General features: G+C 61.6%; 20 protein-coding genes. 2 read left to right on the plus strand and 18 right to left on the minus strand.

All coding sequences use genetic code 11. The features are described 5' to 3' along the window. Positions 1-425 precede the first annotated feature (425 nt). The 10 genes from serS to VNX23_RS30465 form a co-directional block, all read right to left on the minus strand. On the minus strand, positions 426-1,775 hold the full coding sequence (gene serS, locus VNX23_RS30420) for a serine--tRNA ligase (protein ID WP_325635494.1): 1,350 nt from the start codon (positions 1,773-1,775) through the stop codon (positions 426-428). 107 nt (positions 1,776-1,882) lie between these two features. Then, on the minus strand, positions 1,883-2,710 hold the full coding sequence (tatC, locus tag VNX23_RS30425) for a twin-arginine translocase subunit TatC (RefSeq protein ID WP_325635496.1): 828 nt from the start codon (positions 2,708-2,710) through the stop codon (positions 1,883-1,885). Beyond that, a complete protein-coding gene (gene tatB / locus VNX23_RS30430) occupies positions 2,707-3,195 on the minus strand; it encodes a Sec-independent protein translocase protein TatB (RefSeq protein WP_325635498.1) in 489 nt (162 codons plus the stop codon). The genes tatC and tatB overlap by 4 nt, the downstream gene beginning before the upstream one ends. A gap of 140 nt (positions 3,196-3,335) precedes the next feature. Further along, positions 3,336-3,572, minus strand: coding sequence for a twin-arginine translocase TatA/TatE family subunit (locus VNX23_RS30435; protein ID WP_325635500.1), 237 nt, complete (start codon positions 3,570-3,572; stop codon positions 3,336-3,338). A 181-nt stretch (positions 3,573-3,753) separates the two neighbouring features. Further along, entirely contained in the window at positions 3,754-4,470 is a 717-nt protein-coding gene (gene scpB, locus VNX23_RS30440) for an SMC-Scp complex subunit ScpB (protein WP_325635502.1), read from the minus strand. A 39-nt stretch (positions 4,471-4,509) separates the two neighbouring features. Next, positions 4,510-5,340 (minus strand): ScpA family protein, encoded by an 831-nt coding sequence (locus VNX23_RS30445; protein ID WP_325635504.1) that lies wholly within the window; start codon positions 5,338-5,340, stop codon positions 4,510-4,512. Further along, positions 5,337-6,365, minus strand: coding sequence for a beta-N-acetylhexosaminidase (nagZ, locus tag VNX23_RS30450; RefSeq protein WP_325635506.1), 1,029 nt, complete (start codon positions 6,363-6,365; stop codon positions 5,337-5,339). The genes VNX23_RS30445 and nagZ overlap by 4 nt, the downstream gene beginning before the upstream one ends. 42 nt (positions 6,366-6,407) lie before the next feature. Continuing rightward, complete coding sequence (locus VNX23_RS30455; RefSeq protein WP_325635508.1) at positions 6,408-7,898, minus strand: SPOR domain-containing protein; 1,491 nt, start codon at positions 7,896-7,898, stop codon at positions 6,408-6,410. Positions 7,899-8,016: 118 nt separating this feature from the next. After that, the gene (argS, locus tag VNX23_RS30460) at positions 8,017-9,795 is read right to left on the minus strand and encodes an arginine--tRNA ligase (RefSeq protein WP_325635510.1); all 1,779 of its coding nucleotides are present in this window, start codon (positions 9,793-9,795) and stop codon (positions 8,017-8,019) included. A gap of 9 nt (positions 9,796-9,804) precedes the next feature. Then, the gene (locus VNX23_RS30465; protein WP_325635512.1) at positions 9,805-11,004 is read right to left on the minus strand and encodes a deoxyguanosinetriphosphate triphosphohydrolase; all 1,200 of its coding nucleotides are present in this window, start codon (positions 11,002-11,004) and stop codon (positions 9,805-9,807) included. A 124-nt stretch (positions 11,005-11,128) separates the two neighbouring features. On the opposite strand from VNX23_RS30465, the gene erpA reads away from it, so the two are divergent. Beyond that, entirely contained in the window at positions 11,129-11,458 is a 330-nt protein-coding gene (gene erpA, locus VNX23_RS30470; protein ID WP_325635514.1) for an iron-sulfur cluster insertion protein ErpA, read from the plus strand. 13 nt (positions 11,459-11,471) lie between these two features. Beyond that, positions 11,472-12,263: an exodeoxyribonuclease III gene (gene xth / locus VNX23_RS30475; protein ID WP_325635516.1), complete on the plus strand. Its 792-nt coding sequence runs from the start codon at positions 11,472-11,474 to the stop codon at positions 12,261-12,263. A 31-nt stretch (positions 12,264-12,294) separates the two neighbouring features. On the opposite strand, the gene VNX23_RS30480 is transcribed toward xth, so the two are convergent. The 8 genes from VNX23_RS30480 to VNX23_RS30515 all read right to left on the minus strand — a co-directional run bounded on the left by VNX23_RS30480 (position 12,295) and on the right by VNX23_RS30515 (position 21,542). Next, positions 12,295-13,113: a tetratricopeptide repeat protein gene (locus VNX23_RS30480; protein WP_325635518.1), complete on the minus strand. Its 819-nt coding sequence runs from the start codon at positions 13,111-13,113 to the stop codon at positions 12,295-12,297. Further along, positions 13,100-14,824, minus strand: coding sequence for a dihydroxy-acid dehydratase (ilvD, locus tag VNX23_RS30485; protein WP_325635520.1), 1,725 nt, complete (start codon positions 14,822-14,824; stop codon positions 13,100-13,102). The genes VNX23_RS30480 and ilvD overlap by 14 nt, the downstream gene beginning before the upstream one ends. Before the next feature lie 229 nt (positions 14,825-15,053). After that, positions 15,054-16,472, minus strand: a complete 1,419-nt coding sequence (gene lpdA, locus VNX23_RS30490; protein ID WP_325635522.1) for a dihydrolipoyl dehydrogenase — start codon at positions 16,470-16,472, stop codon at positions 15,054-15,056. Between the two features lie 3 nt (positions 16,473-16,475). Next, positions 16,476-17,813, minus strand: a complete 1,338-nt coding sequence (locus VNX23_RS30495; protein WP_325635524.1) for a pyruvate dehydrogenase complex dihydrolipoamide acetyltransferase — start codon at positions 17,811-17,813, stop codon at positions 16,476-16,478. Positions 17,814-18,083: 270 nt separating this feature from the next. Next, positions 18,084-18,536, minus strand: coding sequence for a nucleoside deaminase (locus VNX23_RS30500; protein WP_325635526.1), 453 nt, complete (start codon positions 18,534-18,536; stop codon positions 18,084-18,086). 13 nt (positions 18,537-18,549) lie between these two features. Beyond that, a complete protein-coding gene (locus VNX23_RS30505; protein ID WP_325635528.1) occupies positions 18,550-19,965 on the minus strand; it encodes a pyruvate dehydrogenase complex E1 component subunit beta in 1,416 nt (471 codons plus the stop codon). 75 nt (positions 19,966-20,040) lie between these two features. After that, positions 20,041-21,069 carry a pyruvate dehydrogenase (acetyl-transferring) E1 component subunit alpha gene (gene pdhA, locus VNX23_RS30510; RefSeq protein ID WP_325635530.1) on the minus strand — a complete coding sequence of 343 codons (1,029 nt, stop codon included), beginning with the start codon at positions 21,067-21,069 and terminating at the stop codon, positions 20,041-20,043. A gap of 155 nt (positions 21,070-21,224) precedes the next feature. Further along, entirely contained in the window at positions 21,225-21,542 is a 318-nt protein-coding gene (locus VNX23_RS30515; protein WP_325635532.1) for a septum formation initiator family protein, read from the minus strand. Positions 21,543-21,564: the final 22 nt, after the last annotated feature.

Below are 21,564 nucleotides of genomic sequence, written 5' to 3' on the forward strand. Positions count from 1 at the left end.
TCTTAAGCGCGATTTCAGTCTCTCCGCGCTTGTAACCAGCCGCGAGGGCCTTGGCCCAGTTGAGTCGCACCTCGGTGAGAACCTTGCGCGCGTTTGTCAAATCGTCGAGATCGTTGGCCATTGTGCTCCTCCTGCTTTCGCCGGAGTTAGCAGGCGCTCGTGTCGCGAGTGTGTAGCCCGCCGGTTCGCCGGCGGATCTCTCAAAAAGAAACGGCCCCAGCAGAGGCTGGGGCCAAAGTCAACGCCTGAACTGCCCGCCCAACAATTCAGCCGCGTATTCGTTCCAGCCCGCCGGTCAAACGGCGGGCTTTTTCTATGGCGGGCGCGCGAAGCAGTCGGGCTGTCCGCCGGTGTGTTTGGGCAGATATTAGACACGGGTTGGACACTCAACGAACCAAATATATTAATACGTTTATTTTGTTAGTCTATTTGTCTTTATCAACTACCTTTAGCCCGCCCATATAGGGCTGCAGGACGTCAGGCACTGCGATCGAGCCGTCCTCCTGCTGGTAGGTTTCCATGATCGCAATCAAGGCGCGGCCTACGGCTGTGCCCGAGCCGTTGAGGGTATGCACGAACCGCGGCTTGCCGTCGCCGCCGCGATAGCGGGCATCCATGCGGCGCGCCTGGAAGTCGCCGCATACCGAGCAGCTTGAGATTTCGCGGAAAGCGCCGCCCTCGCCTTGCCCGGGCATCCAGACCTCGATGTCGTAGGTTTTTTGCGCCGAGAAACCCATGTCGCCGGCACACAGCGTCATCACCCGGTAGTGAAGATCGAGCTGCCGCAAGACCTCCTCGGCACAGGCAAGCATGCGCTCGTGCTCGTCGCGACTCGTCTCCGGCGTCGTGATCGAAACCAGCTCGACCTTGGTAAATTGATGCTGGCGGATCATGCCGCGGGTGTCGCGCCCGGCGGCTCCAGCTTCGGCGCGGAAGCACGGCGTCAGCGCCGTCATGCGCATCGGCAATTCCTTTTCGCCGACGATGGCTTCGCGAACGAGATTGGTGAGCGATACTTCGGCGGTGGGGATGAGGCCGAGACGTTCGCCTCTCAATCTTTCGGGGTGCCCCGCAGCCCCCTCGCCAGCCGTCAGTAATTCACCTTTGATCGCCCAGAACTGGTCGTCCTCGAACTTGGGCAATTGTCCAGTGCCGAACATCACCTCGTTGCGCACGAGAAGCGGTGGATTGATTTCGGTATAGCCGTGCTCATTGGTGTGAAGATCGAGCATGAATTGCCCGATGGCGCGCTCGAGCCGTGCGAGCCCCTTTTTCAGAACGACAAACCGAGCGCCGGACAGCTTCGCCGCAGCCTCGAAGTCCATGAAGCCGAGCGCGCCACCGAGGTCGTCATGCGGCTTGGGATCAAAGTCATAGCTGCGCGGCGCGCCGAACAAATGATGCCGCACGTTGCCGTGCTCGTCGGTGCCGTCGGGGACGTCGTCGAGCGGCAAGTTGGGGATCGCCGCCAGTTCTCGGAACAATTCTTCGTCGGCGCTCTTCGCGGCCAACTCAAGCTGCGGAAATGTGACCTTGAGCTCGGCAACTTCCGCCATCAGTTTCGCGGCGCGAGCTTCATCTCTGGCCTTCTTGGCCTCGCCGATCTCCTTCGAGGCGGCGTTGCGTCGCGCCTGCGCCTGCTCCGACTTGACGATCGCCGCGCGACGGGATTCGTCGATGGCGAGCAGTTTCGGCGACATCGGCGCAAGCCCGCGCCGTTTCAGCGCGGCGTCAAAAGCTGCAGCGTTATCGCGAATCCATTTGATGTCGTGCATTGTCGTCAGGTCCCAGGGTGCGTGCGTTATAACGCGCTATGTTGACATTTAACGGTGGGCACCCCGTACCATATTCGTGATCGCTCGCGAAGGCGTGCGTTTGGTCTTTACTCGGCCGGCGACGGACTTGGCGGCGGGCTCGCCGGAGGCGGCGTGGCCGTTGTGGCTGTCTTTGCGGCAGTGGCACTTTTTTCGACCATGCGCACCGCAAGAATCGAGCCTTCGTAGAGCGCCAAAAGCGGTATGGCGAGCGAGGCCTGGCTCAGCACGTCGGGCGGGGTCAGGACGGCGGCGATGATAAAGGCGATCACGATGAAATAGCGCCGCTTCTCGCGCAGCTGTTTCGACGTGATGATTCCGATCCGCCCCAGCAAGGTGAGGATGACAGGCAGCTGAAACGCGATGCCGAAAGCAAAGATCAGCGACATCATCAGCGAAAGATACTCGCCGACCTTGGGCAGGAGCTGGATTTCGGCACTCCCGGGGCCGCCGAGCTGCTGCATGCCGAGCGAAAACCGCACCAGCATCGGCAGCACCACGAAATACACCAACATCGATCCCAGCACGAAAAAGACCGGGGTCGCGATCAGATAAGGCAGGAAGGCGTTGCGCTCGTGCTTGTAAAGGCCGGGCGCGACGAACTTGTAGATTTGCGTGGCTACGATCGGAAACGAAATGAAGCCCGCGCCAAACAGCGCCAGTTTCAACTGGGTGATGAAATATTCCAGCAGCGCGGTGTAGATGAATTTCGAATTTTCCGCGCCGGCCACCCAGACGAACGGCCATACCAGCACGTTGTAGATTTGCTTGGCGAAAAAGAAACAGAAGATAAAGGCGATGCCAAAGCCCACCAGCGCTTTGATCAGGCGTGAGCGCAGCTCGATCAAATGGTCGATCAGCGGCGCCTTGCTGGCCTCGATATCTTCGTCGCTCATGACGCTTTGGCGTCCCGTGGGAGTTCGATGTCGGCCGGCGGCGGGGCGGTCTCCGGCGCAGCGCCTTCTGGATGATTTTCAGCCGCAATCGCCAACGGCTGCGGCGCAGTCGCCTCCGCCTGACCGGCCTCGGCGTCCATGCTGGCGGCTTGAGCGGTGGGCGCCGCTTCCGCGCTGGCTGCCGGCTTGTCGACGTCCTCGATATTGAGCGCCGCGCTGACGTCCTTTTGCAGGGAGGTCATGACGTTGCCCGACGTGAATCCGCTTGCCGCTTCCTTGACCTCGTCAAAACTCTTCTTGAGGTCGGCCATTTCGGCCTCGCGCATCGCTTCCTGGAACTGGCTCTGGAATTCGGCCGCCATCTTGCGCGCCTTGCCCATCCACTGGCCGACCATGCGCAGAACGCCCGGCAATTCCTTCGGGCCGATGGCGATCAACGCGACGACCGCGATGACGACGAATTCACTCCATCCGATGTCGAACATGAAAGATTCCGCTCACGCGAGACATTTCCACGGCGCATCGCTCACCGGGCCGCCCGCGATTTTCCTCCAACGCTCTTGCCGCACGTCGGGGGCAAGATCAACGCGCCGCTCAAGATTTATCGAAAGCTGGCACTGAAAGCTCAGACAGCCTTGCTGCCGACATCCGACCGGCTCGCCGCCTGAGGGGTGGCGTTATGATCGATCGACTTTACGGGCTCGGTCTTTTCTGCAGTCTTTTCATCGTCCTGCATGCCCTTCTTGAAGGCCTTGATGCCCTGGGCAACGTCACCCATCAGGTCGGAAATCTTGCCGCGACCAAACAGCAGCAGGACGACTGCGATCACGACGATCCAGTGCCAAATGCTAAGCGAACCCATCCTGCGATCCTCCAACAACACGAGGCCTGGAAACCCGGCCTAACCTGAGCGCAAAGTAGGCTCGGGAGGTGTCAAAAACAAGGACTTGAGCCACGCAAATCCGCGTTAAACGGCCAAGCGTTAATGCTTGGTCGTTCAAACGCGACAATGTGCGGCAATCGAGCTGGAACAGGTTTTCCTGCTACATTCTGTCGCCAGGTTCTGGCTCGACCGTAGGCGCCAGCGACAGTTCCAGATCGCCCGGCTCGAGCGGGTCCTCGTCCTCGCGCAAGGCCGGGTCATCCGAGGGCGTCGGTACGCTGAAGCCCGAAGGCAGCCGCGAATCCAATAACCCCGTTCCTCTCAATTCCTCAAGGCCGGGCAGATCGCTCAAGGCCTCGAGGCTGAATTGCGACAAGAAGGCCTCCGTTGTTCCGAAGGTAAGCGGACGCCCGGGCGTCTTGCGGCGTCCGCGCGGGCGGATCCACCCGGTTTCAAGAAGAACATCCAGTGTTCCCTTCGAGGTAACCACCCCGCGGATCTCCTCGATTTCGGCGCGGGTGACCGGCTGATGATAGGCGATGATCGCAAGCATCTCGATGGCCGCGCGAGACAGGCGCCGCGTTTCGGTGCTCTCGCGGGTCATCAGCCAGGAAAGGTCGCCGGCGGTGCGGAACGTCCACTTGTTCGCCACGCGAACAAGGTTGACGCCGCGCGAGGCGTAGTCGGCCTGCAGCTGTATCAGCGCGGCCTTGATGTCGACGCCCTCCGGCATCCGCTTGGCGAGCGTCGCCTGGTCGAGCGGTTCGGCGGACGCGAACAACAGCGCCTCCAGAAGCCGCAATTCTTCGGGGCGCGATTGCGGGTCCACAGAGTGCTCCTCGGCATCGGCTTTGCGTCGTTCCGCCAGGCTTGCCATGGCACGGTCTCCTTCTTCCACTTACTCGGCTTCTTCCGCTTATTCGGTCGACAAGTCAGGCGCGATCATCGCCTCGGGTGGTGATTGCACTGGACGCTTTCGGAAATACAAAGGCGCAAACGGCTCTTTCTGGTGCAATTCGACTTCGCCTTCCCTGACCAGTTCGAGCGCTGCGGCAAAACTGGACGCGAAAACCGTGGCTTTCTGCGAGGGGTCGACCACGTAGCTCATCAGGTACTCGTCGAGACAGCTCCAGTGCTCGGCCATTCCGATCAGGCGTTCAAGCGATGCCCGCGCCTCGCTGAGCGACCATACCGTGCGCTTGGCCAGATGCACCGAAGCCAGCACCCGCTGCTGGCGCTGGGCGGCATAGGCGGTGAGCAGATCGAACAGGGTTGCCGTATATTTTTGATGCCTGATCTCGGCGATGATCTCGGGATTGCCGCGCGGAAAGATATCGCGCAGCAATTGCGGGCGGTTCATCAGCCGGTTCGAAGCCTCTCGGATGGCTTCGAGCCTGCGCAGCCGGTTGGCAAGCGCGGTCGCCATTTCCTCCGCGCTAGGCCCTTCGGCGGTCGGCGGCTCAGGCAACAAGAGTCGCGATTTGAGATAAGCGAGCCAAGCCGCCATCACCAGATAATCAGCCGCAAGCTCGAGGCGGATCTTCCGCGCGGCTTCAATGAAGGCGAGGTACTGGTCCGCCAGCGCCAGGATTGAGATCTTGGCGAGGTCGACCTTCTGCTGGCGCGCCAGGGCGAGCAGGAGGTCGAGTGGCCCCTCATAGCCTTCGACATCGACCACCAGCGCAAGTTCGCCGTCTGCAACCTCGGCAGGCCGCCCTGTCTCAAACGATAGAATTTCCGCGGTCATGCGCCCAAAGTCCCAGCCTTGCTCTTCATCGCGTCGAGTTCGCTGCGCGCAGCCATCCGATCAAACGGCTCCGCCGCTCGACGCGACGCCAGCGCGAGCTTCGCGCGCTCAAGCGCTTTTCCTGATAATTCCGGCGTCTTGGCCGCGACCTGGCGCATTTCCTCGAGTTTGCCATTGCAATGCAGGACAACGTCGCAACCCGCGGAAAAGATCGCCCCCGTCCGCTCGGCGATCGATCCGGAGAGCGCATTCATCGACACGTCATCACTCATCAACAAACCATGGAACCCGATTACGCCGCGAATCACCTGCTCGATGATTGTCGCAGAAGTCGTAGCCGGATGAACGGGGTCCAGGGCACTAAACACAACATGGGCGGTCATCGCCATCGGCAAGTCCGCAAGGGCTTGAAACGCAGCAAAATCAGTTCGTTCCAACTCCTTTTTGGGGGTTTTCACCTCCGGAAGCCGAAGATGGCTGTCCGCCGTTGCCCGCCCATGGCCGGGAATGTGCTTGAGCACCGGTAAAACACCACCCTGCTCCAACCCCTTGGTCACCGCACGGGCAATAGCGGCGACCTTGTCCGGCCTGTCTCCATAGGCCCGGTCTCCGATGACCGCATCCGCACCCGCAACGGGCACATCCGCCAGCGGTAGACAGTCTACGCTGATGCCGAGATCGGCAAGGTCAGCCGCAATCGATCGCGCCGACAGCCGCGCGGCTGCAAGACCCAAGGCCGGATCAAGGTCGTACAAGGCCCCAAACAGGGCGCCAGGGGGATAAACGGGCCAGTGCGGCGGGCCAAGGCGCTGTACCCGGCCTCCCTCCTGGTCGATCAGGACCGGGGCATCCGGAACACCGACGCAGTTCCTCAATTCCTCAACGAGCGTGCTTACCTGTTGCGGCGTTTCGACGTTCCGCTTGAACAGGATAAAGCCCCAGGGCCGTTCAGCGCGGATGAAATCGTGCTCCGCAACAGTCAGCTCTGGTCCGGACACGCCGGTGACGAATGCGCGGGCTTGCATCGGCGTCGCCCTAGGGATCAACCAGGGTCGAGGAAACCGTCGTCAATTCCGCTGGATGACGCATTGGCCGCCGGCTGACTTCAGGTTGCCGCAGAACTGAGAGGCTTCGTCCGACGAACCGAAGGGGCCGACCATAGCCCGGTAATAGACGCCTTTTTCGCCGAGATCGGCGCGCTTGATCAGCGGCGAGTGGGACCCGAGCACCGAGGGGTACTTGGTCTGGAGAGCCTTGTATGACGCCTGGGCGTCGGCTTCGCTCCGCTGCGAGGCCACCTGCACGAGATATCCGCCGCTCGCGCCGCCTGCGCCGGGCACGGCCTGCGTGGGACTGGTCGCCGCGACCCTCGTGGCAGGCTCGCTCGCAGGTGCCGAGGTCTGTGGCGAAAGCGACAGCGGCGCATTGGCATTCGCGTTGGCCACGGAAGCCGGCGACCGCGGCGGCGCCGCAGCTGTGGCGGGCTTCGCATTCGCAACCGGCTTGGCAGACCCCGGCGCCGGGATGGTGGCCGGTGCCGGGTTTGCGGCAGCATCTCCCTGATCCCCCCGGACCGTGAATGTCTTGATCTTTCGCGGCTCGCCATTGGGTAGCGTTCCGTTCGCGGCGTTGGCCACCGCCGTCGGCGGCGCAGCGTTTGCGGTCGATGGCTGCGCGCCGGTCTGGTTCGGCGGCGGGAAGATCACGCGCGCGCCCGACCGGGCATTGACGTCGACAGGGGCTTCCTCGCGCGGAACGATCTTCTCGGTGTCGGCGGACAACATGCGATCAGGCAGCTTCGCACCACCGTCCGTCGGAGCCGGGATGATTTTGGTCGGACTATTGTCGGCCCTGATGATCGGCGGTTCGCCACTGCGCGCCGATCCGACATAGGTACGATAGGCATAGGCCCCGCCGACACCGAAAAAGGCAAGCGCGAACACGGCAACAACAGTGATCATCCCGCGGCGGCGCTTCGGCGGCTCCGTCTCTTCGCTATATTCGTCCTCAAAGGCGTAGGCGTCTTCAGTGTAGCTCTCACCGTGCTGAGCATCCTGCGCATCTGAATCAAGTTCGCCATACAGCGCATCGTCGTAACGCGACAGATCGTGTTCCTGATCGGCATCGGCGTAAGACTCGTCCTCGTAGTCCGCCTCAGGCGCGGGATTTGCCGCAGCGTACCGATGCACCGGGTGGACGGCGCTTGGATATTCGTGCTGCGGCAGCGGTGTTGCCTGCTCCTGCCTCGCCACGCGCTTCATCCACGAGGGTGGGCCGGGCGGCGGTCCCTCCTCTGCTTCCGCAGGCAATTCGTAGGGATCGGAGTGCTGCTGATCGGAGTGCTGCTGGTCGGAGTGCTGCTGGTCGTATTGATCGCGCGGCTTGGTCCGCGGCTGCACCTGCAGATTGGCACGTCCCATGGCGAAATCGGATGCACCGATCAGACGCGCCAGCTCCGCCAGAGGATCGCCATCTGCCTTTGAGGGCGCACGGGACCGGCTACCGCGATCATAGTTGTCGTCGGCGGGAAAGGGTCTTTCCGGATATCGATCAGCCATCGTGATGATGCATCCCCCGCGGGAAAGCCGCCAACCCACTCCCCAAAACCGACCCGGCGTTTGCCGGATGCCACTTAGAAATTCCCAGACCCCCAAGACCGGATGGCGACCACCCCTGTCAACGCATCTCGTCCGGGGCACCAACGCCGAGCACGGCCAGGCCGGACGCCAGCACCGAAACGACCCCCTGCACCAGGGCGAGCCGGGCCTTCGTCATTTCGGCATCATTATTGATAATAAAGCGTAAATAGGGCAAATCCCGCCCCCTCGTCCATAGCGCATGGAATTCGCTGGCAAGATCATATAGGTAAAAAGCGATTCGGTGGGCCTCATGTGCCGACGCCGCCGCTTCGACCGTCCGCGGATAGAGTGCCAGCTGCCGCAAAAGGTTTAGTTCCGAAGGATCGTTCAGCCGTTCGATCGCCGCATCGGCCAGGAAGGCCGCTCTCGCCTTGGCCTCCTCGGGCAAATGCGGGATCACCTCGCGCGCGTTGCGAAACACCGAGTGGCCGCGGGCATGGCCGTATTGCACGTAAAAAACGGGGTTGTCGCGCGACTGTTCGATGACCTTGGCGAGGTCGAAATCCAGCACCGCATCGTTCTTGCGGAACAGCATCATGAAGCGCACGGCGTCCTTGCCGACCTCATCCACTACCTCGCGCAAGGTGACGAAATCGCCCGAGCGCTTCGACATCTTCACCGGCTCACCGCCGCGGAGCAGCTTGACGAGCTGGACGATCTTGACGTCGAGCGTGGCCTTGCCTGCGGTGACCGCCTTGATCGCGGCTTCGACGCGCTTGACGTAGCCGCCGTGATCGGCGCCCCAGACATCGACCAGATTGTGAAACCCGCGATCGAACTTGTTCTTGTGATAGGCGATGTCGGAGGCGAAATAGGTGTAGGAGCCATCGGATTTCAGAAGCGGCCGATCGACGTCATCGCCGTATGCGGTGGCACGAAACAGCGTTTGCTCGCGATCTTCGTAGTCGTCGACGGGCGCACCCTTTGGCGGCGGCAGCCGGCCTTCGTAGACGTCTCCCCTGGAACGCAGAAAATCGATCGTCTCGGCGACACGGTTGTTGCCAGTCTCGATCAGCGATCTCTCGGAGAAAAATACGTCGTGCTTGATGTTAAGCGCGGCGAGGTCGCCCTTGATCGCATCCATCATCATCGCGATGGCTTTGGCGCGGACGATCGGAAGCCATTCGCTTTCGGGCATCGCCCGCAGCCTGTCGCGATATTCAGCCGACAGCGCCTGCCCCACCGGCTTGAGATAGTCGCCGGGATAAAGCCCTTCCGGGATTTCACCGATGTTTTCGCCGAGCGCCTCGCGGTAGCGAAGAAAGGCCGAACGGGCGAGCACGTCGACCTGGGCGCCAGCGTCGTTGATGTAATATTCGCGGGTGACATCATGGCCCGTGAATTGAAGCAGGCTTGCGAGCGCGTCGCCAAACACCGCGCCTCGGCAATGCCCGACATGCATCGGCCCGGTCGGGTTGGCCGAAACATATTCGACATTGACCTTCTCGCCGGCTCCGATCGCGCTTCGGCCATAGGAATTGCCCTGGCGCAACACGTTACGAAGCGTGTCGGCCCAGACCGAGACCTTCAAGGTGAGATTGATGAAACCGGGTCCTGCGACCTCGACTGAGGCAATCAGGCTGTCGGCGCGCAGACCCGCTGCAATCTTCTCCGCAAGCTCGCGCGGTTTTGTCCTGGCCTCCCGGGCGAGCACCATGGCGGCGTTGGTCGCCATATCGCCATGGGATGATTCCTTCGGCGGCTCCACGACCACGCGCGACAAATCGGCGCCAGTGCCGAGTTGCGCGGCGCAGACGGCGCGTACGCGCGTCAGCACGTCGGCGAAAAGATGCTGCGGTGGGGCATTGCCGGCCATGGTCGCCGCCTAACGCAAATCCGGGGTTAAGTCAAAAAGCCGCTGATGCTCGGTGAGCGCGAAGCGATCGGTCATTCCGGCGATGAAATTGCCGATCCGGCGGGCGCGTTCGGTTTCCGTCTCGCCGCTGTTTTCCATCGGCAGCCATTCCGGCGGCAGGTCGCCGGGATGTTTGTGGTAGCGCGCAAACAGATCAAACAAGATCCGCTCCGCCTCCCCCATGACCCGCATCACCCGGGGATGCCGGTACATCCTTTCGTACAGGAACGCCTTGATCGCGACCTCTGCCTGGGCCATTTCGGCCGGAAAGGCGATCAGCGCCTCGGCCTGGTTGCGGACTTCCTCGACGCTGGAGGGACGGGCGCGCTCCAGACGAAGCCGCGCCTCGGAATATACGGCTACGATGAGGCAGGAAATCAGCTCACGCACCAGTTCGGCGCCGCGCCGGTGGTCGTCGAGACCGGGATGGTGCATTTCAATCTCGTTGATGATCTCCGCGGCGATCGGAATAGCCCTGAGATCGTCGACCTCAAACAGACCGGCGCGCAGTCCGTCGTCGATATCGTGGGCATCATAGGCGATATCGTCGGCAATCGCGGCGACCTGCGCCTCCAGCGAGGCAAAGGTCGAAAGTTCGAGATCATAGGCGCTGACGAAATCGGAAATCCCCACGGGAATGCCGCGCTCGCGATAACGTCCGATCGGCGAGCCGTCGCGGGTCATCAGGGGACCGTTGTGCTTGACGATTCCTTCCAGCGATTCCCAGGTCAGATTGAGGCCGTCGAATTCGGGGTAGCGGTGCTCGAGCGAGGTGATCACGCGCAAGGTCTGCGCATTGTGATCGAAGCCGCCATGGGCCTTCAGACAATCATCCAGCGCCCGCTCGCCGGCATGGCCGAATGGGGGATGGCCAAGGTCGTGGGCGAGCGCGAGCGTTTCGGTGAGATCCTCATCGAGCCCGAGCTGGCGGGCTAGCGCACGGGCGATTTGCGCTACTTCCAGCGAGTGGGTCAACCGGGTGCGATAATGGTCGCCCTCGTGGAAGACGAAAACCTGCGTCTTGTGCTTCAGGCGGCGAAAGGCGGTGGAATGAATGACCCGATCGCAATCGCGCCGGAACGGGCTGCGGGTCCTGCTCGGCGGTTCCGAGAACTGCCGTCCACGACTGCGGTCGGGGTCACAGGCATAGGCCGAGCGAGGAGCAGCCATTCCTACCGACACGATGTATTCATCTCCAAAAAGGTTTGATTCCGCCGCCCGGCGCACTTAACTATGGTTTGCGCCGGATGCCAGATAAATTGGCCCGGAGAAGCGGATTCGGAGACTTTTTCGCATGACCACAGCGGTCACCATCAGTGAACGGGCCGCCCGCCGCATTGGCGAAATCCTCAAGAAGGAGGGCGACGGCGCCATGCTGCGGATCAGCGTCGAGGGCGGCGGCTGCTCCGGCTTTCAATATAAATTCGACGTCGAACATGATCGGGCCGAAGACGACCTCGTGATCGCCCGCGACAGTGCCGTGGTGCTGGTCGATCCGGCATCGGTACCGTTTCTGGCCGGCTCCGAGGTCGATTTCGTCGACGACCTGATTGGCGCCTCGTTCCGCGTGGTCAATCCCAACGCCACGGCGTCCTGCGGCTGCGGCACCAGCTTCTCCATCTAAGATCGCTCGGCCGATGCGCATCGCCACCTGGAACGTGAATTCGATCCGGCAGCGGATCGAGAACCTCATGACCTGGCTGAAGGATTGCTCGCCGGACATCGTTTGCCTGCAGGAAATCAAATGCACCGACGAGGCATTCCCGCGGCTTGAGCTGGAGTCGCTCGGCTATAACGTCGTCACCCACGGCCAGAAGACCTTCAACGGCGTCGCGCTTCTGTCGAAACTCCCGTTCGACGAAACCAGATCGGGGCTCGCCGGAGATGACGAAGACACGCATGCACGCTTTCTCGAGGGCGTGGTCACGCTCAAGCGCGGCGTCATTCGCATCGCCTGTCTCTATTTGCCCAACGGCAATCCGCCCGACACCGAGAAGTATCCGTACAAGCTCAAATGGATGTCGCGCCTGCTTGAGTATTCAAGACAGCGGCTCAAGGCGGAAGAACCGCTGGTGCTGGCCGGAGACTTCAACGTCATCCCCAAGGCAGAAGACGTCCACAACCCGGCATCCTGGGTCGACGACGCCTTGTTTCGAACGGCCACCCGCGAGAGCTTTCAGTCCCTGCTCGGGCTTGGCCTCACAGACGCGCTGCGCGCGGTCACCGATGAGGCGGGCCAATACACCTTCTGGGACTATCAGGCTGGCTGCTGGCAGAAGAACCAGGGCCTGCGCATCGATCATCTCCTGCTCTCGCCGCAAGCCAGCGACCGCCTGATCGATACCGGTATCGACAGCTATGTGCGGGCCTGGGAGAAACCGTCGGATCACGTGCCGGTCTGGATCGATCTCGATCTGGAAGCGGCATAAACGTGTCGCCACTCCGGGTGCGGCCGCATGATCAGTCCTTGCGGCCCTGCACCCAGTGCTCGAGCATCTGCAGCGCCATCGCGCGGTCGTCATCGGACGCTCTGGCGATCGCCTTGTTGTAGCTGTCCCTGATCCAGATTTCATCCGCTGTCGCGCTGTCGCGCGCCAGCGTCAGCCACATCAAGCCGCGCGCAGCCTGACGCGGCAACTGGTCGCCATTGAACAGCATCTGTCCGAGCAAGGCCTGCGCCTGGTGCTGACCTTTCTGCGCGGCCAGGCCGAGCCATCGCGCGCCATAACGGAAATCGTCACGCGAGGTGCCTGCGTTCTTCAGATAGAGGCGGGCGAGATCGTATTGCGCATCGGCGTTACCGAAGTAAGAGGCCGCGTAGGAGAACATCTCCCTCGCCCGCTCGGGATCGGCGGTGATCTTCGAATTCGGGATGCCGCTGAGGTAGTACCGCCCGAGCGCCACGAAGGCGTTGGCGACGATCGCCGCCTGCGGGGCCGACGGGCTGTCTTCGGCGTGGGCGTTGGCGATGCGGCTGAAATATTCGAAAGCGCGCAGGTCGTCCTGAACCACGCCATCGCCATCGGCGTACATCCGACCCAGCTTCCACTGCGCGACGGGATGGCCGCCTTCGGCCGCGTATTGCAACGAGGTCAGCGAGCTATCCGTCGTCGACGGGGGAATGGCCTTCTTCAACGCCGCAGCCGCACCAACCGGGCCGGAAACCACCGGGATGGCCGTATCCTGATTGACGGGGGCTCCATCAAAGGCGAGTGACTGCGTAGCCACCGGAATGGCGCCCAAAATCAACGCAAATATGGTTCGCTCAAATATCCGCATAGCACAATTTCTCGTGTGCCCCGCCCGGATGGGTGACGGCACCGCCAAGCGCGGGACCGACCTGCTGGGCGTATTTCCACAGAGCACCTGACGTATGTTTAGTCTCACGCGGCTGCCATTTGGTTTTACGTTCGGCGAGCTCTGCGTCAGTCAATTTTACGTTAAGAATTCCGGCAGCGGCATCGATCTCGATGATGTCGCCGTCCCGCAACAGCGCGATCGGCCCCCCGACCGCCGCCTCCGGCCCAACATGGCCGATGCAGAAGCCGCGGGTCGCACCGGAAAACCGGCCATCGGTGATCAGGGCGATTTTACCTCCCATGCCCTGACCGGTCAGCGCCGCGGTGGTTGAAAGCATCTCCCGCATGCCAGGACCGCCGCGCGGCCCTTCATATCGGATGACGATGACCTCGCCTTCCTTGTAAGTCCTCTTCTGGACGGCTTCGAACGCATCCTCTTCGCAGTCGAAACAGCGGGCGGGTCCGCTGAATCTCACGTTCGACATGCCCGCGACCTTCACGATTGCACCCTCTGGCGCGAGATTGCCCTTCAGGCCGACAACGCCTCCGGTGACGGTGATCGGCTTGTCGGCAGGGCGCACCACGTCCTGATGCGGATTCCATTTAACGCTTTTGAGATTTTCGGCCATCGTCCGGCCCGTGACTGTCAAGCAGTCACCATGCATATGGCCGTGGTCGAGCAGCGTCTTCATCAGAAGCGGTATTCCGCCAGCCTCAAACATGTCTTTGGCGACATAACGACCGCCCGGCTTCAAATCCGCGACATAAGGTGTCTTTTTAAAGATTTCTGCGACGTCAAAGAGGTCGAATTTTATGCTGCATTCGTGGGCGATGGCCGGTAGATGCAATGCAGCATTGGTCGAGCCGCCGGAAGCCGCTACAACGGCCGCCGCGTTTTCCAGCGAACGTCGCGTGACGATGTCGCGCGGCCGGATGTTCTGCGAGATCAACTCCATGACCTTCTCACCCGCGGCCATGCAAAACGAATCGCGGATCTCGTAAGGCGCCGGCGCGCCGGCCGAATAAGGCAATGCCAGCCCAATGGCCTCTGATACCGTTGCCATGGTATTGGCGGTGAATTGTGCACCGCACGCACCGGCCGAGGGGCAGGCGACGCGCTCGATCTCATCGAGATCTGCGTCAGACATCGCTCCCACGGAGTGCTTGCCCACGGCCTCGAACATGTCCTGCACGGTGACCTGCTGGCCACGGAAATTGCCGGGAAGGATCGAGCCGCCATAGATGAAGATGGAGGGCACGTTGAGCCGCACCATCGCCATCATCATGCCGGGCAAGGACTTGTCGCAGCCGGCCAAGCCAACCAGCGCGTCGTAGGAATGACCGCGCACCGTCAGCTCGACGGAGTCGGCGATGCATTCGCGGGACGGCAATGACGAGCGCATACCGTCGTGGCCCATCGCCATACCGTCGGTCACGGTGATGGTGCAGAACTCGCGGGGCGTGCCGCCGGCCGCCGCAACGCCCTTCTTGACCGCCTGGGCCTGACGCATCAGCGAGATGTTGCAGGGAGCCGCTTCATTCCAGCAGGATGCCACGCCCACGAAGGGCTGGTGGATCTGCTCGGTCGTCAGCCCCATGGCATAGAGGTAGGAGCGATGGGGGGCCCGTTCGGGGCCTTCCGTCACGTGACGGCTTGGCAGCCTCTTTTTGATGTTGGTCTTGGCGTCCATCGCGAACCTGTTCTCCCCAGCATCCCTTTATGAGCCCGGGAAAGAAGAAATTTCCCTCGGTCTTCGCGATCGCCGCGGCCTTCAGCCTACGAGGACATGATCTCACGGAGGGTGTGGCAAAAAAGCGGCGCGACCACGCGGGACCCCGGGAAAGGGTTAAATCTTCCGGAAGTGTGACGTTCAAGCAACGTTCGTTGCGGTAAAGCCACCCTTACAACGCCGAAGCGGCCTAAATGTTCAACACCCGTCCATAGGCATCCAGCACCGCCTCCTTCATCATTTCGGATAATGTCGGGTGCGGGAAGATGGTGTGCATGAGCTCTTCTTCCGTGGTCTCCAAATTCATGGCCACCACGTAGCCCTGGATCAGCTCGGTTACCTCCGCGCCGATCATGTGCGCCCCGAGCAGCTGGCCCGTCTTCTTGTCGAAGATCACCTTGACCAGCCCCTGATCCTCGCCGAGCGCGATCGCCTTGCCGTTGCCGACAAACGGGAATCGGCCGACCCTGATCTCGCGACCCCCCTCTTTCGCCCTCGCTTCGGTCAGGCCGACGGAAGCGACCTGCGGATTGCAGTAGGTGCATCCGGGAATGAGATTCTTGTCGGTTGCATGCGGATGCAGACCCTTGATGGCTTCCACGCACACCACGCCCTCATGCTCGGCCTTGTGAGCGAGCATCGGGGGACCGGCGACGTCGCCGATGCCGTAGATACCGGGCACGTTGGTTTTGCCGTAACCGTCGACCACCACGGTGCCGCGCTCGGTTTTCACCCCGAGTTTTTCCAGCCCGAGATTTTCGATATTCCCCACCACACCCACGGCCGAAATCACCCGATCGAATTCGGCAGTCTGCGGCTTCTTGCCGTCGTCGATGGTAGCGACCACGCTATCGGTCTTTTTCTCCAATCTGGTCACTTTGGTATCGGTCAGGATCTTGATGCCCTGTTTCTCGAAGCGCTTGCGCGCCAGGCCTGCGATTTCAGCGTCTTCGACGGGGAGGATCTGCGGCAGCACCTCGACCACCGTCACGTCCGAGCCCATGGTGTGGAAGAAGGACGCGAATTCGATGCCGATCGCACCGGAGCCAACGACCAGAAGCGATTTCGGCATCTTGTCTGGCACCATGGCCTCGAAATAGGTCCAGACCAACTTCTTGTCGGGCTCAAGCCCCGGCAACACACGCGGCCGCGCGCCCGTTGCGATGATGATGTGCTTGGCCTGATAGGCGCCCTCGCCGAGCGCGCCTTTCGGCGCCTCGACGGCGGATTTCTTCACCGTGATCTTGCCGGGCGCATCGATAGCGGCCTCGCCCCAGATGATGGTCACCTTGTTCTTTTTCATCAGGAAGCCGACGCCGTCATTGAGACGCTTTGAGACGGCGCGCGAACGCTGCACCACGGCTTTCGGGTCATAGGAGATTTTCTCCGCCGCGAGGCCATAGTCCTTGGCGTGCTGCATGTAGTGAAAGATTTCGGCCGAACGCAGCAGCGCCTTGGTCGGGATGCAGCCCCAGTTCAGGCAAATGCCGCCGAGATAGGATTTCTCCACGATCGCGGTCTTGAAGCCGAGCTGGGCTGCGCGAATCGCCGTGACGTAGCCTCCAGGGCCGGAGCCAATGATGACGATGTCGAAGGATGCGTCGGCCATGGCTCACACCATCATCATGACGGGATTTTCGATCAGCATCTTGAATGCGCCGATCAGCTCGGCGCCGAGCGCGCCGTCGATGGCGCGGTGATCGCACGACAATGTCACGCTCATCATCTGCGCCGCCTCGATCTTGCCATTGCGGACCACCGCTCGCTCTTCGCTGGTGCCGACCGCAAGGATGGTCGCGTGCGGCGGATTGATGACGGCGGTGAAATGATTGATGCCGTACATGCCGAGATTGGAGATCGCGGTGGTGCCGCCCTGATATTCATCCGGCTTGAGCTTGCGTGCGCGAGCGCGCGCGGCGAAATCCTTCATCTCGGTCGAGATCGTCGACAGCGTTTTGGTTTCGGCCTTGCGGATGATCGGCGTGATCAGGCCACCCGGCATCGCCACGGCAACGCCGATATCGGAATGCCTGTGCTTGACCATGCCGGATTCGGTCCAGCTCACGTTGCAGTTCGGGATGCGTTGCAACGCGATCGCCATGGCCTTGATCACGAAGTCGTTGACCGACAGCTTGTAAAGCGGCTTCTTTTCCTTGTCCTTGGGCGCTGCCGCGTTGATCTCCTCGCGCGCGGCGAGCAGCTTGCCGATATCGCAGTCGATCGTCAGATAGAAATGGGGAATGGTCTGGGCCGCGGCGGTGAGCCTTTGTGCAATGGTCCGGCGCATGCCGTCATGCGGCACGATCTCGTAGCTGCCTGGCTCGAACAGCGCGAGAATCTGCTTGTCCGACATCGTCGGCGCGATCGCCGGTGCCGAGGGAGGCGCCGGCGCCTTCAGTCCCTTGCCGGATTTTGCTTCCTCCACGTCGCGCGCGATGACGCGGCCGTGCGGCCCCGTGCCCGTGATGCGCCCAATCTCGATGCCGGCCTCTTTGGCAAGGCGGCGAGCAAGGGGCGATGAAAACACCCGGTCATGTCCGTTTGCGCCGGCGGGAGCCGCCGTGGCCTGCGGCATGGGCTTGGCCGCTGGTGCGGCCGCCGGTGGCGGCGGTGGGGCGGAGGGCTTTGCCGCGGCGGGGGCTTGCGCAGCCGGAGCAGGCTTGGGCGGCGCGCTGGGCGCGGTTGCGCCGGCCGACTTGACGTCCTCGCCATCGCCGGCGAGCACGGCAATCACGTCGTTGACCGCGACGTCCTGCGTGCCTTCCGGAATGAGGATCTTCGCGATCGTTCCCTCGTCGACCGCTTCGACCTCCATGGTTGCCTTGTCGGTTTCGATTTCAGCGATCACGTCGCCGGACTTTACCTTGTCGCCCTCCTTCTTGAGCCACTTGGCAAGGTTGCCCTTCTCCATCGTCGGCGAAAGCGCGGGCATCAGAATGTTGATCGGCATACTGACCTCACAGGATATCTTCGCTCGTTGTCTTCCGTGCCTTCGAAAGCCAACCAAAAAACGTCCGGGTGTCTAGTGCCGCCTTTTTGAAGTTCCTGCACCGCAGGCGGCGAATTCTATCCAGGAACTTCAAATAGAAAAGCGGCACTATAATCATAGATTTGCTGGTGCCCGTTACTTTCCGAAGTTCGCGAAAGGTGCGTGCTGAGGCGTAGCACGAACTCCGGAAAGTGGGCACCAGGCCACCCGATGAAAGAACCAGGGCCCGCATCAATTTCCGATATCGCCCTGCCAGAGGCGCTCGTTCGCCGGGTTCGACCGCCACGATTTCATCATGTTGATCGATCGCTCGTCCTCAAGATCGATATAGGGAATGCCGAATTGGGTCAGGATGTCCTTGCTTCCCGGGAAGGTGACGGATTCGCCGATCACGAGAAGCGAAAGCTTGAAAAGCCCGATCGCGCCCGCGCACATCGAGCATGGCGACAACGTCGTGTACATGACGGTGTCATGAAAGGAGATCAGGCCGGCGTCGCGCATGCATGACATCTCGCCGTGGAGAATGACATTCTTCTCCTGCACCCTGCGGTTATGCCCGCGTGCGATGATCTTCCTGTCCAGCGTCAGAATGGCGCCGATCGGAAGCCCGCCCTCGGCGATGCCGATCTCCGCTTCCCGAATGGCCTCGGCCATGAATTCGTAATGATAGGGTTCAGCGGCCACCGCTTTTGCCTCGTCAGCGATAGCAAACGGCCTTGGCGGCCGCGACCACCTCGGCCACCGAGGGCAGTGCCAGCTTTTCGAGATTGGCAGCATAGGGCATCGGCACGTCCTTGCCGGACACCCGCGTTACCGGGGCGTCCAGATAGTCGAACGCATGCTCCATGATGCGCGCGGCGACTTCAGCGCCGACGCCGCTTTGCTGCCAGCCCTCTTCGACCGTCACGGCGCGACCGGTCTTCATCACCGATTTCACGATCGTGTCGGTATCGAGCGGACGAATCGAGCGGAGATCGACGATTTCGGCCTCGATGCCTTCCTTCGCCAGTTCCTCGGCGGCTTTCAACGCGTAGCTCATGCCCATCGACCACGAGACGATGGTGACGTGGCCACCCGTGCGCGCCACGCGAGCCTTGCCGATCGGGATCACATAATCCTCGAGCTTGGGGACCTCGCCGGAGTGGCCGTACAGCACCTCGTTTTCGAGGAAGATCACCGGATTGGGGTCGCGGATCGCGGCTTTCAGCAATCCCTTGTAATCGGCGGCCGAAAATGGCGCGATCACCTTGAGACCCGGAATCTGCGAATACCAGGCCGAATAGTCTTGGCTGTGCTGGGCGGCGACGCGCGCCGCCGCGCCATTCGGGCCGCGGAACACGATCGAGCATCCCATCTGCCCGCCCGACATGTACGATGTCTTCGCCGCCGAGTTGATGATTTGGTCGATCGCCTGCATGGCGAAATTCCAGGTCATGAATTCGACGATCGGCTTGAGGCCCGCCATTGCCGCGCCGACGCCAATGCCGGCAAAGCCATGCTCGGTGATCGGCGTATCGATGACGCGCCGGGCGCCGAATTCCTGCAAGAGTCCCTGACTGACCTTGTAGGCGCCCTGATACTCTGCAACCTCTTCGCCCATCAGGAACACGTCGGGATCACGACGCATTTCCTCGGCCATGGCGTCGCGCAGGGCTTCACGGATGGTCATGGTCACCATCGCGGTGCCTTCGGGCACTTCCGGATCGGGCTCCGCAGCGACTGGTTTGGGAGCGGCCGGTGCCTGCGGAGAATCGATCTTCGGCTGACCCTCGCCGACCGGCGAGCGGGACTCGGCGACTTGCGCTGCGACAGAAGGCGCAGACGGTGCAGCTTTCGGGGTCGGCACCTTCGCGAGATCGGCGGCGCTCTCGCCGTCGGCCAGAATGGTTGCGATCGGAGTGTTGACGGCAACGTCGGCGGTGCCTTCCGGAATCAGGATTTTGCCGAGGGTGCCTTCATCGGTCGCCTCGACTTCCATCGTCGCCTTGTCGGTTTCGATCTCGGCGATGACATCGCCCGACTTGATGGCCTCGCCTTCCTTCTTCAGCCATTTCGCAAGGTTGCCCTTCTCCATGGTCGGCGAGAGCGCAGGCATCAGTACTTGAATTGGCATATCAGCTCCGAAAAATCACTCTTTAAGCCGCGCTTGTCACAAGCGCATCAGATCGGTTTTGATCGCCCCAACATTTCATCGGTAGACATCGGTATAAAGCTCGGACGGATCGGGTTCGGGGTCGTGCTGAGCGAAATCGGCGGCCGCGTTGACGACCTCACGTACCTGGGCGTCGATGGCCTTCAGCTCGTCTTCGCTCATTTTCGCCGCGAGCAACCGGTTTCGAACCTGTTCAATCGGATCCTGATCGTGGCGGACCTTGTCGACTTCCTCCCGGGTGCGATATTTGGCCGGATCTGACATCGAGTGCCCGCGGTAGCGGTAGGTCTGCATTTCCAGAATGAACGGACCCTTGCCGGCGCGGCACCAGGCGACAGCCTTCTCACCTTCGGCCTTCACGGCGCGGACGTCCATGCCGTCGACCTGCTCCCCCGGAATGTTGAAGGAGATGCCGCGCTTCGAAAAATCGGTCTGCGCCGACGAGCGCGTCACCGACGTGCCCATCGCATAACGGTTGTTCTCGATGATGAAGACGACGGGAAGCTTCCAGAGCTCCGCCATGTTGAAGCTTTCATAGACCTGGCCCTGGTTCGAGGCCCCGTCACCGAAATAAGCCAGGCTGACGAAATCGTTGCCGCGATAACGATTGGCAAATGCCAGCCCGGTGCCGAGCGAGACCTGCGCACCGACGATGCCGTGGCCGCCGAAAAAATTCTTCTCCATGCTGAACATGTGCATGGAGCCGCCCTTGCCCTTGGAATAGCCACCCCGGCGTCCGGTCAGCTCGGCCATCACGCCCTTGGCTTCCATTCCACAGGCCAGCATGTGACCGTGATCACGGTATCCCGTTATAACCTGATCGCCTTGCTTGAGGGTCATCTGCATGCCGACGACGACGGCTTCCTGCCCGATATAGAGGTGGCAGAAACCGCCGATTGCACCCATTCCGTAGAGCTGGCCAGCCTTTTCCTCGAATCTGCGGATCAAGAGCATGTCACGGAGCGCACGAAGTTCCTGTTCCCTCGTGAATTCCGGGGGGGCGTCGGCACCGTTTCCTTTTTCCTGAGTGGCCTCTTTCACGACGCTTTTCTTGGGGACAGCCATGGCGTTTCCAGGTGCGAGAGCGGTTGGCTTTCTCTCTAGCTCAACTCAAACCGCCGTGGAAGGATTGCGTGAGCCGGCAACATGGTCGCTATGCCGCAGTGCAACCCAACACGACATTTTCGAAATCTATTTTTTGCGAATTTGAAATTTGACGATCAGTTCGGATTGATGATCCGAACCAGATCGTGCGGATTGGCGTAGTCGAGCTGATAACGCGCACGCTCGTCGAGCATGTCGGGGTCGACGCGGTCTGACCGGAGCAGCGAGACACGCTGCTCGCTTTCGGCGCGCTCTTTTTTCAAACGCGCCAATTCCGCAGTCAGCGCGATGATCTCTTGATCGAGCTCCTGGCGCGCGTTCAACCCATATCTGCCGGTATAGGCGTTGATGCCGAAATAGCCGATCATCGCCGCCGCCATCGTATAGAGGGCAAGCCCGGTGAGGAAGGATTTGAGTCGATTGCGCGAGACCATGACGTCGAGCTTGCGACGTCTC

Origin of the sequence: Bradyrhizobium sp. (assembly GCF_035570375.1) — a bacterium.
Taxonomy (GTDB): Bacteria; Pseudomonadota; Alphaproteobacteria; order Rhizobiales; family Xanthobacteraceae; genus Bradyrhizobium.

Coding starts and splice junctions, on each gene's coding strand:
- serS (WP_325635494.1), bottom strand. CDS start 1,775: ATGCACGACATCAAATGGATTCGCGATAACGCTGCAGCTTTTGACGCC.
- tatC (WP_325635496.1), bottom strand. CDS start 2,710: ATGAGCGACGAAGATATCGAGGCCAGCAAGGCGCCGCTGATCGACCAT.
- tatB (WP_325635498.1), bottom strand. CDS start 3,195: ATGTTCGACATCGGATGGAGTGAATTCGTCGTCATCGCGGTCGTCGCG.
- VNX23_RS30435 (WP_325635500.1), bottom strand. CDS start 3,572: ATGGGTTCGCTTAGCATTTGGCACTGGATCGTCGTGATCGCAGTCGTC.
- scpB (WP_325635502.1), bottom strand. CDS start 4,470: ATGGCAAGCCTGGCGGAACGACGCAAAGCCGATGCCGAGGAGCACTCT.
- VNX23_RS30445 (WP_325635504.1), bottom strand. CDS start 5,340: ATGACCGCGGAAATTCTATCGTTTGAGACAGGGCGGCCTGCCGAGGTT.
- nagZ (WP_325635506.1), bottom strand. CDS start 6,365: ATGCAAGCCCGCGCATTCGTCACCGGCGTGTCCGGACCAGAGCTGACT.
- VNX23_RS30455 (WP_325635508.1), bottom strand. CDS start 7,898: ATGGCTGATCGATATCCGGAAAGACCCTTTCCCGCCGACGACAACTAT.
- argS (WP_325635510.1), bottom strand. CDS start 9,795: ATGGCCGGCAATGCCCCACCGCAGCATCTTTTCGCCGACGTGCTGACG.
- VNX23_RS30465 (WP_325635512.1), bottom strand. CDS start 11,004: ATGGCTGCTCCTCGCTCGGCCTATGCCTGTGACCCCGACCGCAGTCGT.
- erpA (WP_325635514.1), top strand. CDS start 11,129: ATGACCACAGCGGTCACCATCAGTGAACGGGCCGCCCGCCGCATTGGC.
- xth (WP_325635516.1), top strand. CDS start 11,472: ATGCGCATCGCCACCTGGAACGTGAATTCGATCCGGCAGCGGATCGAG.
- VNX23_RS30480 (WP_325635518.1), bottom strand. CDS start 13,113: ATGCGGATATTTGAGCGAACCATATTTGCGTTGATTTTGGGCGCCATT.
- ilvD (WP_325635520.1), bottom strand. CDS start 14,824: ATGGACGCCAAGACCAACATCAAAAAGAGGCTGCCAAGCCGTCACGTG.
- lpdA (WP_325635522.1), bottom strand. CDS start 16,472: ATGGCCGACGCATCCTTCGACATCGTCATCATTGGCTCCGGCCCTGGA.
- VNX23_RS30495 (WP_325635524.1), bottom strand. CDS start 17,813: ATGCCGATCAACATTCTGATGCCCGCGCTTTCGCCGACGATGGAGAAG.
- VNX23_RS30505 (WP_325635528.1), bottom strand. CDS start 19,965: ATGCCAATTCAAGTACTGATGCCTGCGCTCTCGCCGACCATGGAGAAG.
- pdhA (WP_325635530.1), bottom strand. CDS start 21,069: ATGGCTGTCCCCAAGAAAAGCGTCGTGAAAGAGGCCACTCAGGAAAAA.
- VNX23_RS30515 (WP_325635532.1), bottom strand. CDS start 21,542: ATGGTCTCGCGCAATCGACTCAAATCCTTCCTCACCGGGCTTGCCCTC.